The organism is Streptomyces sp. NPDC060205 (assembly GCF_042728395.1).
Lineage (GTDB): Bacteria > Actinomycetota > Actinomycetes > Streptomycetales > Streptomycetaceae > Streptomyces.
In genome coordinates this window covers 1-15,145 of the sequence record NZ_JBHWZP010000230.1, presented here as the reverse complement: position 1 = coordinate 15,145, position 15,145 = coordinate 1, and the positions used below count along the sequence as shown (strand labels likewise).

General features: G+C 70.0%; 11 protein-coding genes and 1 tRNA gene. 5 read left to right on the top strand and 7 right to left on the bottom strand.

Going from position 1 to position 15,145, the window contains the following annotated elements:
* Positions 1–158: 158 nt before the first annotated feature.
* Both ACFWGJ_RS31120 and ACFWGJ_RS31115 read left to right on the top strand, forming a co-directional pair.
* Complete coding sequence (locus tag ACFWGJ_RS31120) at positions 159–1,379, top strand: acetyl-CoA C-acetyltransferase (RefSeq protein WP_387331360.1); 1,221 nt, start codon at positions 159–161, stop codon at positions 1,377–1,379.
* 283 nt (positions 1,380–1,662) lie between these two features.
* The gene (locus tag ACFWGJ_RS31115; protein WP_387331358.1) at positions 1,663–2,454 is read left to right on the top strand and encodes a hypothetical protein; all 792 of its coding nucleotides are present in this window, start codon (positions 1,663–1,665) and stop codon (positions 2,452–2,454) included.
* Between the two features lie 57 nt (positions 2,455–2,511).
* Here the strand turns inward: ACFWGJ_RS31115 and ACFWGJ_RS31110 are convergent, their stop codons facing one another.
* Positions 2,512–2,823 carry a hypothetical protein gene (locus ACFWGJ_RS31110; protein ID WP_387331356.1) on the bottom strand — a complete coding sequence of 104 codons (312 nt, stop codon included), beginning with the start codon at positions 2,821–2,823 and terminating at the stop codon, positions 2,512–2,514.
* Between the two features lie 104 nt (positions 2,824–2,927).
* Between ACFWGJ_RS31110 and ACFWGJ_RS31105 the strand changes: the two genes are divergently transcribed.
* Positions 2,928–3,158, top strand: coding sequence for a DUF4287 domain-containing protein (locus ACFWGJ_RS31105; RefSeq protein ID WP_107015651.1), 231 nt, complete (start codon positions 2,928–2,930; stop codon positions 3,156–3,158).
* A 102-nt stretch (positions 3,159–3,260) separates the two neighbouring features.
* Here the strand turns inward: ACFWGJ_RS31105 and ACFWGJ_RS31100 are convergent, their stop codons facing one another.
* From ACFWGJ_RS31100 to ACFWGJ_RS31090, 3 genes are all read right to left on the bottom strand, one after another.
* Entirely contained in the window at positions 3,261–4,175 is a 915-nt protein-coding gene (locus ACFWGJ_RS31100; protein WP_385836564.1) for a Bax inhibitor-1/YccA family protein, read from the bottom strand.
* A gap of 184 nt (positions 4,176–4,359) precedes the next feature.
* Positions 4,360–5,535 carry a 4-hydroxybenzoate 3-monooxygenase gene (locus ACFWGJ_RS31095; protein ID WP_387331354.1) on the bottom strand — a complete coding sequence of 392 codons (1,176 nt, stop codon included), beginning with the start codon at positions 5,533–5,535 and terminating at the stop codon, positions 4,360–4,362.
* A 255-nt stretch (positions 5,536–5,790) separates the two neighbouring features.
* Positions 5,791–5,876, bottom strand: a tRNA-Leu gene (locus tag ACFWGJ_RS31090).
* A gap of 470 nt (positions 5,877–6,346) precedes the next feature.
* Between ACFWGJ_RS31090 and ACFWGJ_RS31085 the strand changes: the two genes are divergently transcribed.
* Together ACFWGJ_RS31085 and ACFWGJ_RS31080 are read left to right on the top strand one after the other, a co-directional pair.
* Positions 6,347–7,117: an ABC transporter ATP-binding protein gene (locus ACFWGJ_RS31085; RefSeq protein WP_387331352.1), complete on the top strand. Its 771-nt coding sequence runs from the start codon at positions 6,347–6,349 to the stop codon at positions 7,115–7,117.
* A 654-nt stretch (positions 7,118–7,771) separates the two neighbouring features.
* The gene (locus ACFWGJ_RS31080) at positions 7,772–10,300 is read left to right on the top strand and encodes an ABC transporter permease (protein ID WP_387331350.1); all 2,529 of its coding nucleotides are present in this window, start codon (positions 7,772–7,774) and stop codon (positions 10,298–10,300) included.
* 89 nt (positions 10,301–10,389) lie between these two features.
* Here the strand turns inward: ACFWGJ_RS31080 and ACFWGJ_RS31075 are convergent, their stop codons facing one another.
* The 3 genes from ACFWGJ_RS31075 to ACFWGJ_RS31065 form a co-directional block, all read right to left on the bottom strand.
* Positions 10,390–11,688: a class I SAM-dependent methyltransferase gene (locus tag ACFWGJ_RS31075; RefSeq protein WP_387331348.1), complete on the bottom strand. Its 1,299-nt coding sequence runs from the start codon at positions 11,686–11,688 to the stop codon at positions 10,390–10,392.
* Positions 11,689–12,170: 482 nt separating this feature from the next.
* Entirely contained in the window at positions 12,171–13,562 is a 1,392-nt protein-coding gene (locus ACFWGJ_RS31070; protein ID WP_387331346.1) for an NAD(P)/FAD-dependent oxidoreductase, read from the bottom strand.
* 460 nt (positions 13,563–14,022) lie between these two features.
* Positions 14,023–14,964: an exopolyphosphatase gene (locus ACFWGJ_RS31065; protein WP_387331344.1), complete on the bottom strand. Its 942-nt coding sequence runs from the start codon at positions 14,962–14,964 to the stop codon at positions 14,023–14,025.
* Between the last annotated feature and the right edge of the window lie 181 nt (positions 14,965–15,145).

The following is a 15,145-nucleotide window of genomic DNA, read 5'->3' as shown; positions in this document are numbered from 1 at the left end:
GGCGCAGCCCCCGGGGCTGGGACCCGCAGCGACAGAAAAGCAAGCGCTTGGAAAGTGCGGCCGGAGTCACACCACCACACCCGTGACCTCACCCATACGGACGGGTAGCTTCCCAAGCACGTCCGCCCAACTCCCCCGCGACGCCAATGGAGCCGTAGATGCCCGAAGCCGTGATCGTCTCGACCGCCCGCTCCCCCATCGGCCGCGCATTCAAGGGCTCCCTCAAGGACCTGCGCCCCGACGACCTCACCGCCACCATCATCCAGGCGGCCCTCGCCAAGGTCCCGGAGCTCGATCCGAAGGACATCGAGGACCTGATGCTCGGCTGCGGCCTCCCCGGCGGCGAGCAGGGCAACAACCTCGGCCGCGTCGTGGCCGTGCAGATGGGCATGGACCACCTCCCCGGCTGCACGATCACCCGTTACTGTTCCTCCTCGCTCCAGACGACCCGCATGGCCCTGCACGCCATCAAGGCGGGCGAGGGCGACGTCTTCATCTCGGCGGGCGTCGAGCTGGTGTCGCGCTTCACCAAGGGCAACTCCGACAGCCTCCCGGACACCCACAACCCGTTCTTCGCGGACGCGGAGGCCCGCACCGCCGAGGTCGCCGCGAGCGAGGGCGCGTCCTGGCACGACCCGCGCGAGGACGGCCTCGTCCCGGACGCGTACATCGCGATGGGCCAGACCGCGGAGAACCTCGCCCGGATCAAGGGCGTCACCCGCCAGGACATGGACGAATTCGGTGTCCGCTCGCAGAACCTCGCCGAGGAAGCCATCAAGAACGGCTTCTGGGAGCGCGAGATCACCCCGGTCACCACCCCGGACGGCACGGTCGTCAGCAAGGACGACGGGCCCCGCGCCGGCGTCACGCTGGACGGCGTGGCGGGCCTCAAGCCCGTCTTCCGCCCCGACGGCCTGGTCACGGCGGCCAACTGCTGCCCGCTGAACGACGGCGCCGCCGCCCTCGTGATCATGTCGGACACGAAGGCCCGCGACCTCGGTCTGACCCCGCTGGCCCGGATCGTCTCGACCGGCGTCACCGGCCTGTCCCCCGAGATCATGGGCCTCGGCCCGGTGGAGGCGTCGAAGCAGGCCCTCTCCCGCGCCGGTCTGACGGTCGGCGACATCGACCTGTTCGAGATCAACGAGGCGTTCGCCGCCCAGGTGATCCCGTCCTACCGCGACCTGGAGATCCCGCTGGAGAAGCTGAACGTGAACGGCGGCGCGATCGCGGTCGGCCACCCCTTCGGCATGACCGGCGCCCGCATCACCGGCACGCTGATCAACTCCCTCCAGTTCCACGACAAGCAGTTCGGTCTGGAGACGATGTGCGTGGGCGGCGGCCAGGGCATGGCGATGGTCATCGAGCGCCTGAGCTGACCCGCAAGCACGCTCGCCGTAACCGCGGCTGAACGCAGGGTGAACGAAACGGCCCGGAGCCCCGTATCCACCGGGGCTCTGGGTCGTTTTGTGATCGAATCTCCCCCAGGATGTGACCTAACTCCCTTCGGGGTGGGATTTATGCAGGTCAGAGCTGGTCCGCAAGTAAACGTCAGGGCTAAAGTCCTGTCCCTTTCGTGACGTTGTGCACTGACAGCTGGTTAGTCCACCCTTCAAGCTGATGTAGGAAGTCGGGGGTCGACTTTGAACCGGGAGTACGTCAGTGAGCACCACGTTTCTCGCTCTGCTGCTCGCCACAGCCACCACCACGGCCGTGGGCGTCGCCGTTCTGCGCACCCTGCTGGCCCTGCGCCGGCAGGTGGCGGCCCTGCACACCGAACTCGCCAGAAGCCGCTCCGCGGCCCTCAGCGGCCTCGTACCGGCCGCCCGGGGATCCGCCGACGCGGAGGAGATACGCGCCGCCGTGGCCGAGGCCCTCGCCGAGGAGCGCGAGCGTGAGCTCGCCGAGGCGCGTGCCTTCTGGGCCGCCCAGGAGGCGCGTGACTCCGGTGACGCGCCGACGCTGCTCGGTCTGCCCGACAGCGAGCTGTTCCTGCCGCGGCAGTCGGACTTCATCGGCCTCGAACACCTGGAGCCGGTGACCGAACCGGCCGCCGACGCCGACGAGTTCTCCGGCGACTCCGCCGAGCTGGCCGCGGCCCGCCGCCGCCACCCCTCGCACCCGGACTTCGTCCCGGTCCAGTCGCCGATGGTGAACGACCACGAGCGCACGGTCTCCTGCCTTGAGGAACTGGCCGACTCCCGTACGGAGCTGGCGGACGTCCGCCCCGGCCCCCTCGGCACGCTCGACGTGTACGTCTTCGCCGACGGCACCACCCTGTGCATGACCCCGGGCCACCGCGAGACCGCCGAACGCCTCGCGGAGTCCCTGCGCACCGGCCACCCGCCGGTCCTGCTCGGCGGCTCGGGAGTCTCGGGCGCCTACGCGCTCACCTTCGAGTGCGGCCAGGAGAACGTCTACGTGCTCGCGGACCGCGTCATAGCGTCGCTCTGACCCGCCCGCGCGCCCCTCGGCGCAACCTCCGCATCAGACGGCCCGCGTCGGCCCGCCTCAGACGCCCGCCCTCTTCTGCGCCTCCTCCACGAGCAGCAGCGCCTCCGCCAGTTCCGCCTCGGTCCTCAGTACGAGCGCGAGGTCGTGCACGGCCACCGTGATCTGGTCGGCCGACGCGAACATGCCCGCGTCCGGCATCTCCCGGGGGGCCTCGTCGGGGTCCTCAAGCCGCTGGGCGCGCAGCGCCAACTCCCTGGCCAGGCCCAGTGCCTCGGCCGCGGCCCCCCGTTGCAGCCGGCTCTGCGGCGCGGCCCGCAACCGGTCGGCGAAATGGTCCACGGCACGGGTCAGCGGCGTCGTATCAAGCACGTCGCGAGACTACGCGTCGCAACCGGACTGTTGCCAACGACCGAACCCTCAGGCACGGTGGCGTGAAGGACCGGCTTACATCCCCTTTGCGTCCGGAGGCGCCGATGTCCCAAGTCTTCTCCGCGGAGACCCATCGCAATCTGCTCGCCCGCATCCCCCACTGCACCGGTCGTGAGATCTCCGACTGGCTGCGCACCGTCGACGAAGGCCCCGCTCTCCACCGCTTCGAGGAGAAGGTCAGCTGGCTCCGTGCCGAGCACGACCTCGCGTACGGCCACGCGAAGGCGATCATCCACGAGTACGACCTGAGGAGGGCCGCGCGCAACCTGCGCTGAGCGCGCCCGCGCCGCTCCGGCACCGAAAAAGAACGAAGGGCCCCGCGAACCGAGGTTCGCGGGGCCCTTCGCCGTACCCCTCAGGACGAGGGGCGCGGGGAACTAGTCGTTGCCGCTGAAGATCGCGACCAGCCGCAGCATCTCCAGGTAGATCCAGACGAGGCTCATGGTCAGGCCGAACGCGGCCAGCCAGGACTCGTCACGCGGCGCGCCGTAGGCGATGCCGTCCTCGATCTGCTTGAAGTCGAGCGTCAGGAAGAACGCGCCCAGGACGATCGCCAGGATGCCGACGATCGCGCCCAGCGGGCCCATGCTGCGCAGCCCGCCGTCGTCGGCGACACCGAAGACGACCAGCAGCAGGTTGACCGCCATGACCAGCACGAAGGCGATCGCGATGGCCATACCGATGCGCGCGTACCTCGCGGTGACGCGGATCCAGCCCGCCTTGTAGATCAGCAGGGTCGCGCCGGACACGGCCAGCGTGCCGAGCACGGCCTGGAAGGGCGCGCCCGACCACCGGCTGTTGTACATCTCGCTGATCACGCCGAGGAAGACGCCCTCGAACGCGGCGTACGCCAGGATCAGCGGGGGCGAGGCCTTGCGCTTGAAGGCCTGGACCAGCGCGAAGACCATCGCGATGAGCGCCGAGCCGATGGCCAGGCCGAAGCTGGTCGACGTGACCGGCAGGAGGACCCAGGCGAGAACGGCACCGACGGTGACGGTACCGAGGGTCAGGGCCGTCCGTGCGACGACGTCGTCCATCGTCATACGGCCGGCGGCGGGCGGGGCCTGCGGCGGTGCGCCGTGCTGCAGGTCCTGCTGTGCGTACGGGTTCTGAGCGTAAGGATTCTGCGCGTACGGGTTGCCGCTCTGCGAGGCGCCGGGGGCACCCTGTGCGTACGGGTTCCCCTGCGTACCGACAGCGGGGCCCCCGGCCTGCGGCGCCGCGTTGAAGCCCGCGTAGCCGTTGTCGCGGCTGAACCCCCGTCGCGAGAAGACCGGGTTGCTGCTCCTCATTTCACTCCTCCATGGCCACCTTGCGCGGCCTTGGCTCAAGAGTAATGGGTAGGCAAAAGAATGCATCCAGTGCCTGAGAGGATCTTTCCCCTCTTGTGACCGGGAACACCGGGTCTCACCCCGGCATTCCCCGCACCCCTATAACGCCGGTGCGTACTGATCCGGTTCCCCCGCCGACGGCCGTTCACTCCAGGGCGAAGCCCGTGTACCCCTCGGCGAGGTCCTGCTCGGCGGCGCGCGCGGAGGCGAGCCGCTCCAGCCGGGCCAGCTGGATCCGGTCCTCGAAGGGTGTCACCTCGGGCGCGCGGTGCAGCAGCGTCGTCATCTCGTAGGAGAACCGCTCGGCCTGCCACACGCGCCGCAGACAGGTCTGCGAATAGGCGTCGAGCAGCGCCTCGGACCCGGTCTCCTCGCGGTGGGCCAGCGCCCGCGCGAACGTCACGACGTCACCGACCGCGAGGTTCAGGCCCTTGGCGCCGGTCGGCGGCACGATGTGCGCGGCGTCCCCGGCCAGGAAGAGCCGCCCGTGGCGCATCGGCTCGTGGACATGGCTGCGCATCGGGGTGACGGACTTGGCGGTGATGGGCCCCCTCGCCAGCCGCCAGTCGTCGTCCGTCTCGAAGCGGCGCTCCAGCTCGTCCCAGATCTCCTCGTCGCTCCAGGACTCGGCGTCCGTGCCCTCCGGCACCTGGAGGTAGAGCCGCGAGACGACGGGCGAGCGCATGGACAACAGGGCGAAACCGCGGTCGTGCCGGGCGTAGACGAGCTCGTCGTGCGACGGGGGCACGTCGGCGAGGATCCCCAGCCACCCGAAGGGGTACGTCCGCTCGAAGACCTGGGTGAGCTCCTCGGGGATCGCCTTGCGGGCCACACCCCAGAAGCCGTCGCACCCGACGACGTACGCGCACTCCAGGACGTCCTCGCGCCCCTCGTGCCGGAAGCGCACCCGGGGGCTGTCGGTGCCGGCCCCCTCCACGGCCAGCGCCTCCGCCTCGAAGAGCAGCGGGCCGCCCTCCTTGAGCTGCAGCGCGATGAGGTCCTTGCACACCTCGGTCTGGGCGTAGACCATCACCGACCGCCCGCCGGTCAGGGCGGGGAAGTCGATCCGGTGGCGTCTGCGCGCGAACCGCAGCTCGATGCCGTCGTGGCGCAGTCCCTCGCGGTCCATGCGGGCGCCGGCGCCCGCGGCCCGCAGCACGTCCACGGTCCCCTGCTCCAGGATTCCGGCGCGCTGGCGCTGCTCCACGTAACCGCGGTCGCGGCTCTCCAGGACGACGGAGTCGATCCCCGCGTTGTGCAGCAGCCTCGCCAGCAGCAGGCCGGCCGGTCCGGCCCCGATGATCCCGACGGTGGTACGCATCGACACGCCCCTTCGCGCTCCGACGAGCGCTCCGACGACTCCCGTGAGCGCCGTCAGCGTAGTTCGCCGCCGTCCGCCGCCGTGAGCCTTTGTTCGCTGGGTGAAGTTTTATTCACCATTTTCCGTTCACGAGAGTCTCCGACGGGTGCAACCCGCTGTCAACGGTTGAGTGGTGAAGTCTTCAATGAAGGATGCACCCTTCGTCGGGTTACGCCGGGAAGGGCGGGGAAGGCCGAGGAAGGGTGAAAGTGTCGGTGGTGCCCGGAACCGGACTTGAACCGGTACGCCCGTTAAGGGCAGCGAGGTTTAAGCTCGCCGTGTCTGCATTCCACCATCCGGGCAGGCCATGGACTCCGCTTCGAGTGTCCCGAGCCTATCGGGACAGATCCCCCGAACAGCGGTGGGGCGACCCGATGTTGTCTTATTTTATTGGCGTCTGAGGGTGCATCAGCCCACGGTATGCGCCATCCGCACATGCCACGTGCCTTTCGACGTACGCGGGACGGCGCCCGGGGAATGACGTGATTTCACCGCCCGAACGAGCGGAACCTGACGAACCGTCGCCATTTTGCTCCCGGGGGCGCTTCCCCGGCCGCTCCCCGGCCGCTCCCGGGTCGCCACCGGGCGGCCACCGGGCGGCTGCCGGGTTCGTCTCGGGGGCGGGTGTCATCCCCAGGTATGACCCGAGGCCGCGGGGTCCCTCCCGAGTCCCCCCTCGGAACCGGAACAGGGGGTGACTACACGGCGGCGGCCGGCGCCGACGATGGAACGGTCGTCCACTCGTCGTCGTACCGACAAGGAGCACCCTTCCGTGACCACCACTCCCCTCGCCGAACGGTCCACCGCGGTGGCCGCCCGCGCCACGGAACTGTCGAAGGTCTACGGACAGGGGGAGACCCAGGTGGTCGCCCTGGACCGGGTCTCCGTCGACTTCCGGCAGGCCGAGTTCACCGCGATCATGGGTCCCTCCGGCTCCGGCAAGTCCACGCTGATGCACTGCGTGGCAGGGCTCGACAGCTTCTCCTCCGGCTCGGTCCGCATCGGTGAGACCGAACTGGGCTCCCTCAAGGACAAGCAGCTGACGAAGCTGCGCCGGGACAAGATCGGTTTCATCTTCCAGGCGTTCAACCTGCTGCCGACCCTGACCGCGCTGGAGAACATCACGCTCCCCATGGACATCGCCGGCCGAAAGCCGGACAAGGAGTGGCTGCGCAAGGTGATCGAGATGGTGGGTCTGGCCGACCGGCTCTCGCACCGGCCCTCCGAGCTGTCCGGCGGACAGCAGCAGCGCGTGGCCGTGGCGCGTGCGCTGGCGTCCCGGCCGGACATCATCTTCGGCGACGAGCCCACCGGGAACCTGGACTCGCGCTCGGGTGCGGAGGTGCTGGGCTTCCTGCGCAACTCCGTGCGGGAGCTGGGGCAGACGGTCGTGATGGTCACCCATGACCCGGTGGCGGCGGCGTACGCGGACCGGGTGATCTTCCTCGCCGACGGGCGGGTGGTGGACGAGGTGCACGCGCCCACGGCTGACGCGGTGCTGGACCGCATGAAGCGCTTCGACGCGAAGGGCCGCACCAGTTGACTGGGGCGCCCCCTGTAAACCCCGCCCCTGAGGCCGGCGTCCACCCGGGGGCCGCTGGGGTCGAGCCGCCCAGTCCCCCACGAGCCGACGGGGACGAGGCGCCCGGTTCCCCACGAGCCTGCGGGGGCGAGTCGCCCATTTCCCTGCGGGCCGGTGGGGGCTGGCCGCGCAGTTCCCCGCGCCCCTAAAGGGGCCCGCCCCACCGACCCCACGCCACAAGGGCACCCCCACCGCCCCGTCTTTCAGGGGCGCGGGGAACGGCGCACCAACCACCACAACCGGCCCATCTTTTAGGGGCGCGGGGAACTGCGCGACAAGCCCCCACCGGACCCGCACCCGACACACCACCCCGGCCCGCCACCTCCAAGGGGCGCGGGGAACGGCGCACCAACCACCCCCACCGGCCCATCTTTCAGGGGCGCGGGGAACTGCGCGACAAGCCCCCCACCGGACCCGCACCCGACACACCACCCCGGCCCGCTACCCCCAGGGGCGCGGGGAACTGCGCAAAAAGTCCCCCCGGGGCGCGCCCGGCACGCAAGCCCAGCCCCCGCTTCCAAGGGGCGCGGGGAACTGCGCGACCAGCCACAGCGGGCCCGCACCGAACACCGCCCGCCCGCCAGCCCACCCACATCCCACCTGGACTGAGAAGACATGCTCCGTACCGCCCTGCGCAACGTGCTAGCGCACAAGGCCAGGCTCCTGATGACCGTGCTCGCCGTAATGCTGGGCGTGGCGTTCGTCTCCGGCACCCTGGTCTTCACCAACACCATCTCTGACGCGTACCAGAAGAGTTCGGCGAAGGGCTTCGACCAGGTCGACGTGGCCGTCGAGCCGGACTCCCCGGACGACGGCCGCGACGACCTCGGCAAGGACCCGGAGCTGTCCCAGGCGCTGCTGGACAAGGCCGCGAAGGCCCCCGGCGCCGAGTCCGCCATAGGTGTGGTCACCGGCTTCACCGCCATCGCCGACAAGGACGGCAAGCTCATCGGCGGCGGATTCCAGTCGCAGGGCGGCAACTACTGGGGCGACAAGGACCCCCGTTACCCCCTGAAGAGCGGCAAGGCCCCGTCCGGCAAGGACGAGGTGGCCATCGACGCCGAGACGGCCAGGCGCGCCGGCTACAAGGTCGGCGACACCGTACGGCTGTCGGTCGACGGCCCGGTCCTCACCCCCACCGTCACCGCGATCTTCACCACGGACGACGGCAACGTCGCCGCCGGCGGCAGCCTCGCCCTCTTCGACACGGCCACCGCGCAGCGGCTCTTCCACAAGACCGGCGCGTACGGCGAGATCGACGTGAAGGCGGCCCCGGGCACCAGCCAGACCGCGCTGCAGGCGAGTCTCGAAAAGGTCCTGCCGCAGGACCTCACCTCCACCACGACCGGCCAGAAGCTCGCCGACGGCCAGGCCGAGATGATCGAGGCCGAGATGAGCGGCCTCAAGACGGGCCTGCTGGTCTTCGCCGGCATCGCGCTGTTCGTCGGCACGTTCATCATCGCCAACACCTTCACCATGCTGGTCGCGCAGCGCACCAAGGAGCTGGCGCTGCTGCGCGCGGTGGGCGCCTCCCGCAAGCAGGTCACCCGCTCGGTGCTCCTCGAAGCCTTCCTGGTCGGCACGGTCGCCGCCGTCACGGGCCTGCTCGCCGGTATCGGCATCGGCGCGGGCCTGCGCGGCCTCATGGGCCTGCTGGACGCCACGGTCCCGGCCGGACCGCTGGTCATCACCCCGGGCACGGTCGGCACGTCGTTCGCCGTCGGCATCCTGATCACGATGCTGGCCGCCTGGCTGCCGGGCCGCCGCGCCGCGCGGATCCCGCCGGTCGCGGCGATGAGCAGCGTGCACGCCACGGCGACGACCAAGTCGCTGGTGCTGCGCAACACCCTCGGTGCCCTGGTCGCGGCGGCGGGCGTCACCGTCGTCCTGTACGCCACGACGATGAACGGCTCGGACGGCCAGGCCCCGATGGGCTTCGGCGCGGCGCTGCTGATCGTCGGTGTCTTCATCCTCACGCCCCTGCTGTCCCGTCCGCTGATCGCGGGCGCGGCCCCGGTCCTGCGGATCTTCGGCGTCTCGGGCAAGCTGGCCCGCCAGAACTCCGTACGCAACCCCCGCCGCACCGCGGCCACCGCCTCCGCCCTGATGATCGGGCTGACCCTCATCACCGGTATGACGGTGATGGCGGGCAGCCTGCAGAAGGGCATCGACAAGATGGCCACGTCCGCGCTGAAGGCGGACTACGTGGTCTCGATGGCGAACTTCAACGATCTCTCGCCGGACGTCGAGAAGAAGCTCGCGAGGACCGACGGCGTCACCACCATCAGCGCCCTGCGCGACGCGCCCGCGCGCATCGACGGCGACACCGAGTACGTGACCGGTGTGAAGGGTTCCGCTATCGGCGAGCTGACCGATCTGAAGGTCGACAACGGCTCGTTCAAGGTCAGCAGGACGCAGGCGGTGGTGGACGACGACACGGCGAAGGACCACGGCTGGAAGGCCGGTTCGACGTTCTCGGTCTCGTACGAGGACGGCAAGAAGCAGCAGTTGACGGTCGCCGGTGTCTACGAGGGCAACGAGATGATCCGGGGCATCATGGTCGACATCGCGACCCTCTCCCCGAACCAGGCGAACCCCGGTGACGCGCAGGTCATGCTGAAGACCTCCGGCGGCACGTCCGACGCGACCAAGGACAAGCTGGAGAAGGCGCTCGGCAACAACCCGGCCGTCAAGGTCCAGGACAAGCAGGACGTCTCGAACGAGATCGCGCAGATGTTCACGCTGATGCTGAACATGCTCTACGGCCTGCTCGCGATGGCCGTCCTGGTCGCCGTCCTCGGCGTGATCAACACCCTCGCGATGTCCGTCTTCGAGCGTTCGCAGGAGATCGGCATGCTCCGCGCGATCGGCCTGGACCGCAAGGGCATCAAGCGGATGGTCCGTCTGGAGTCCCTGGTCATCTCCCTCTTCGGCGGGGTGCTCGGGGTGGGCCTGGGCGTGTTCTTCGGCTGGGCCGCCGGTGAGCTGGCGGGCGCCAGGATGCCGACGTACGAGCTGGTGCTGCCCTGGGACCGGATGGCGGTCTTCCTGCTCCTGGCCGCGGTGGTCGGCGTCCTGGCCGCGCTGTGGCCGGCCCGGCGGGCCGCGCGCCTGAACATGCTGTCGGCGATCAAGGCCGAATAGTCACGCACGAAGCACCGCATGGCACGCACGACACGGGTGGGCCCCGTTCCGACACCACGGAACGGGGCCCACCGGGATGAACGGACCGCTCAGTTCCAGGTACGGGCCCGCAACGGCATGCCTGACGCACCTGAGCCCGGTGTCCGCACCGCCAGCACCTGGTTGACGCCGATGCGGTTGCGTTCGAAGGCGAGCGCCGAGGCGGCCATGTAGAGGCGCCAGACGCGGGCCCGGCCGGGGCTGGTGAGCTTGACGGCCCGCGGCCACTCCGCCTCCAGGTTGGCCACCCAGCGGCGCAGCGTGAGCGCGTAGTGCTCCCGGATCGACTCGACGTCACGGACCTCGAACCCGGCGCCCTCCAGCTGGGTCACGGTCTCGCCGATCGGCGCGAGCTCCCCGTCGGGGAAGACGTACGCGTCGATGAACTCGTCGATCTCGTACGCCGTTTCGTCGCGCCACGGCCGGCGCCCGATCTGGTGGTTCAGCAGCCGCCCGCCCGGCTTGAGGAGGGCGAACAGGTCCCGCGCGTACTCCAGATACCGTTCGCTGCCGACGTGTTCGGCCATCCCGATGGAGGAAATCGCGTCGTACGGACCGTCGCTGACGTCCCGGTAGTCTTGGACGCGGATCTCGACCCGGTCGGTGAGCCCTTCCTCCGCGACGCGCTTACGGGCGTACGCGGCCTGCTCCTGGGACAGCGTCACGCCGACGACGCTCACGCCGTACTCACGGGCCGCGTGGATGGCCATCGAGCCCCAGCCGCAGCCGACGTCGAGCAGCCGCATGCCCGGCTTCAGCTCCAGCTTGCGGGCGATGAGGCCGAGCTTGTCGCGCTGGGCGTCCTCCAGAGTGCCGTCCGGGGACTCCCAGTACGCGCACGAGTAGACCATGGAAGGGCCGAGGACGATCTCGTAGAAGTCGTTGCCGACGTCGTAGTGGTGGCTGATGGCCTGCCGGTCGCTGCGCCTGGTGTGCAGATGCGAGAGCCGGGACCGTCTGCGCACCTCCTCGCGGGGCGGGGCCGGCGGCAGGGGCGAGCCCGCCATGCGGACCAGCCCGCGCACCGCGGACCGTACGCCCGGGTCCCGCAGGGACTGGGCCAGGGTCCTGGCGTCCTCCCCGCGCTCCCAGACCATCTCGGCGACCGCGTCCAGTACGGCGTACAGGTCGCCGTCCACCGTCAGGTCACCGGCGACCCAGGCCCTCGCCAGGCCCAACTCCCCCGGCTTCCACAGGAGTCGGCGCAGCGCCCGCCGGTTCCGTACGACGAGCACCGGCGTGCCCGGCGGTCCCGCTTCCGAACCGTCCCAGGCACGAATCCGCACCGGGAGCGGGGCTCCCAGCAGCTGTTCCATCAGCGCCTTGAGCCGAAGCGCCGCGTCCTGCATGACGCACACCTCCGTGACGAGGAATTCCACAAACTCCAACACCACGTAAACACCAACGGGGCCGGAGCGCAGTCCCGCGAAAGCGTCATGTTCGAGCAAAATACATGCAGACACCACGTATAAACCGGGTGGTGTTCGGCGCACTCCTGGGGGCTGCGCCCCCTCGCCCCCCTTATCGCGCTGCGCGCTCGTCCTCAAACGCCGGACGGGCTGAGATGGCGCGGGGCGGGCTCGGATATCGCGTGACGGGCTGGGATGTCGTCCGACGGGCGGAGGTCTTCGGGGCGGCCGCGCATCTTCCAGCCCGTCCGGCGTTTGAGGACGAGCGCGCAGCGCGATAAGGGGGGCGAGGGGGCGCAGCCCCCATGCAGTGACGGGAAGGGTAGGGGCGGCGGGGGCGAGGGAAAACGCCGAAGGGGCCTCCCGCACCACGGATGGCGGGAGGCCCCTTCAGGGAGAGCGAGTGGGACGGTGACCGGAGGTCAGGAGGCCTTCGCCTTCTCCTCCGTCTTCGCGACGGCGGCAGCCGCAGGCGCCGGCGCCGGCTTCGCAGCCTCGTAGAACTCCTCGCGAGGAGTCTCCATCGCCCCGAGCGAGACGACCTCACGCTTCAGGAACACGGCGAGCGTCCAGTCCGCGAAGACCCGGATCTTCCGGTTCCAGGTCGGCATGGCCAGCCCGTGGTACCCACGGTGCATGTACCAGGCCAGCCGCCCCTTGAGCTTGATCTTCATCTTGCCCACGACGATGAACGCGACGCCCTTGTGCAGCCCCAGCCCGGCGACGGCACCCTTGTTGGCGTGGCTGTACTCCTTCTGCGGGAAGCCCCGCATACCGGAGATCACGTTGTCGCCGAGGACCCGCGCCTGCCGCAGCGCGTGCTGCGCGTTCGGCGGGCACCAGGCGTTCTCGTTGCCGGCCTTGCGGCCGACGAGGTCCGGCACCTGGGCGTTGTCGCCGGCGGACCAGATGTAGTCCGTGCCCTGCACCTGGAGGGTGGTGCCGGTGTCCACGTGACCGCGGGGACCGAGCGGCAGGCCGAAGCGGGAGAGCACCGGGTTGGGCTTGACGCCGGCCGTCCACACGATCGTGCTGGAGTCGACCTCAAGGCCGTTCTTCAGGACCACGTGGCCGTCGACGCAGGAGTCCATGGAGGTGGAGAGGTAGACCTCGACCCCACGTCCTTCGAGGTGCTCCTTGCCGTACTGGCCGAGCTTGGGACCGACCTCGGGAAGGATCTTGTCCGCGGCGTCGACGAGGATGAAGCGCATGTCCTCGCGCGAGACGTTGTTGTAGTACTTGGCCGCGTCCCGGGCCATGTCCTCGACCTCGCCGATGGTCTCAGCGCCCGCGAAGCCACCGCCGACGAAGACGAAGGTGAGCGCCTTGCGGCGGACGTCCTCGTCGGTCGTGGAGTCGGCCTTGTCGAGCTGCTCAAGGACGTGGTTGCGCAGGCCGATGGCCTCCTCGATGCCCTTCATGCCGATGCCCTGCTCGGCGAGGCCGGGGATCGGGAAGGTGCGGGAGACCGCGCCCATCGCGATGACGAGGTAGTCGAAGGGCAGCTCGTACGCCTCGCCCACGAGCGGGGCGATCGTGGCGACCTTGCGGTCCTGGTCGATGGTCGTGACCCGGCCGGTGAGGACTTCCGCCTTGGGCAGCACGCGTCGCAGCGGGACGACGACGTGCCGAGGCGAAATGCTGCCTGCGGCTGCTTCGGGGAGGAAGGGCTGGTAGGTCATGTACGACCGGGGGTCGACGACCGTGACGGTCGCCTCGCCGTAGCGCATCTTCTTGAGGATGCGCCGAGCTGCGTACAGGCCTACGTACCCACCGCCTACTACGAGGATCCTGGGACGCTCCGTGGTGCTCATGCCATCGAGTATCCACCTGTCCCAGGGGGGTCGCTCGTGCGCCCCTTCACAAGCTTCTTCACACCCTCTGCTACACTGCGCGGCCCACGTGACCCAGGTCATGTCCGGACAGGGGAACCAGCGCGTGCCGCGACCCGTTGTCAATGCCGCCTGAGCTGCCACTTGGGCGCATTCGCGCCCCTGGACCAGGGCCCCTCTTCACGTGATCGCAGCACCCCCGAAACAGCCCGTTGATCATGCCGTGGGGGCTGTCGGAGGCCCTGGAGTACCCGGAGGGAGCAAAACCTCCCTCATCAGGGCCGATTCTCTTGTGAAGAACTTCACGAAGTTTCTCGCGAGGCTGCCGCGAAGGTCGTTTCCACGGCCCCTTCAGGCCCCTCAAGTGCGCTCATACGGTGTCGGACCTGCTCAGCCGAGGCTCCCGCGGCGGGGCGAGTAGGGGCCTCGGCCCCGATCCGGTTCAGGCGACGGACCACGCGATGCCGTCGAGGATGTCGTGCTCGCTCACGACGACCTCCCGCGCACCGGTCCGCTCCATGATCGCCAGGAGTACGAGGGCGCCGGCGCCGATGACGTCGACGCGCCCCGGATGCATCGACGGGATCGCCGCGCGCTCGGCGTGCGTGGCGGCGAGCAGCCGCTCGGTGATCTCACGGACCCGGTCCACGGAGACCCGGGAGTGGTGGATGGCCTCGGAGTCGTACTCCGCGAGCCCCAGGGCGATCGCCGCGACCGTGGTGACGGAGCCGGCGAGCCCGACCAGCGTGCGGGCCTCTTGCAGGGGCACGGACTCCTCGGCGAGGTCGAGGGCCGCCTCGATGTCGGCGCGGATCGCCCGGACCTGCTCCCCGGTCGGCGGGTCGGTGACCACGCCGTCCCGGACGAGGTGGCGTTCCGTCATCCGTACGCAGCCGATGTCCACAGAGCGGGCGCCGCGCACGTGGTCGTCGCCGACGACGAACTCGGTGGAGCCGCCGCCGATGTCCACCACGAGGTAGGGCTTGGCGAGGTCGTCACGGCCCGTCAGTTCCTTCGTGGCGCCCGTGAACGAGAACTCGGCCTCCTGGCCGCCGGAGATGACCTCGGGCTCCACGCCCAGGATGTCGAGGACACCGCGCACGAAGTCGTCGCGGTTCTCGGCGTCGCGGGAGGCGGAGGTGGCCACGAAGCGCAGGCGCTCGGCGCCGTGCTCCTTGATGACCTCGGCGTACTCGCGGCAGGCCGCGAAGGTGCGCTCCAGGGCCTCCGGGGCGAGGCGGCCCGTGCGGTCGACGCCCTGTCCGAGGCGGACGATCGTCATACGGCGGTCGAGGTCGACGAGTTCGCCGGTGTCGGGGTCCGCGTCCGCGACGAGGAGGCGGATGGAGTTGGTGCCGCAGTCGACGGCGGCGACGCGAGTCATTGTCGGAGATCTCCTGTACCAGTCGTTCGTCCCGCTCAGGGGCTCCGCCCCCGAACCCCCGCTTGCGCAGTTCCCCGCGCCCCTAAAAAGCCTGCGCCGTTCCCCGCGCCCCTTAAGGTCAGGGCCGGGGCGCAGCCCCGTCCTTCAGGGGCGCGGGGAACTGCGCGACCAGCCCCCACCG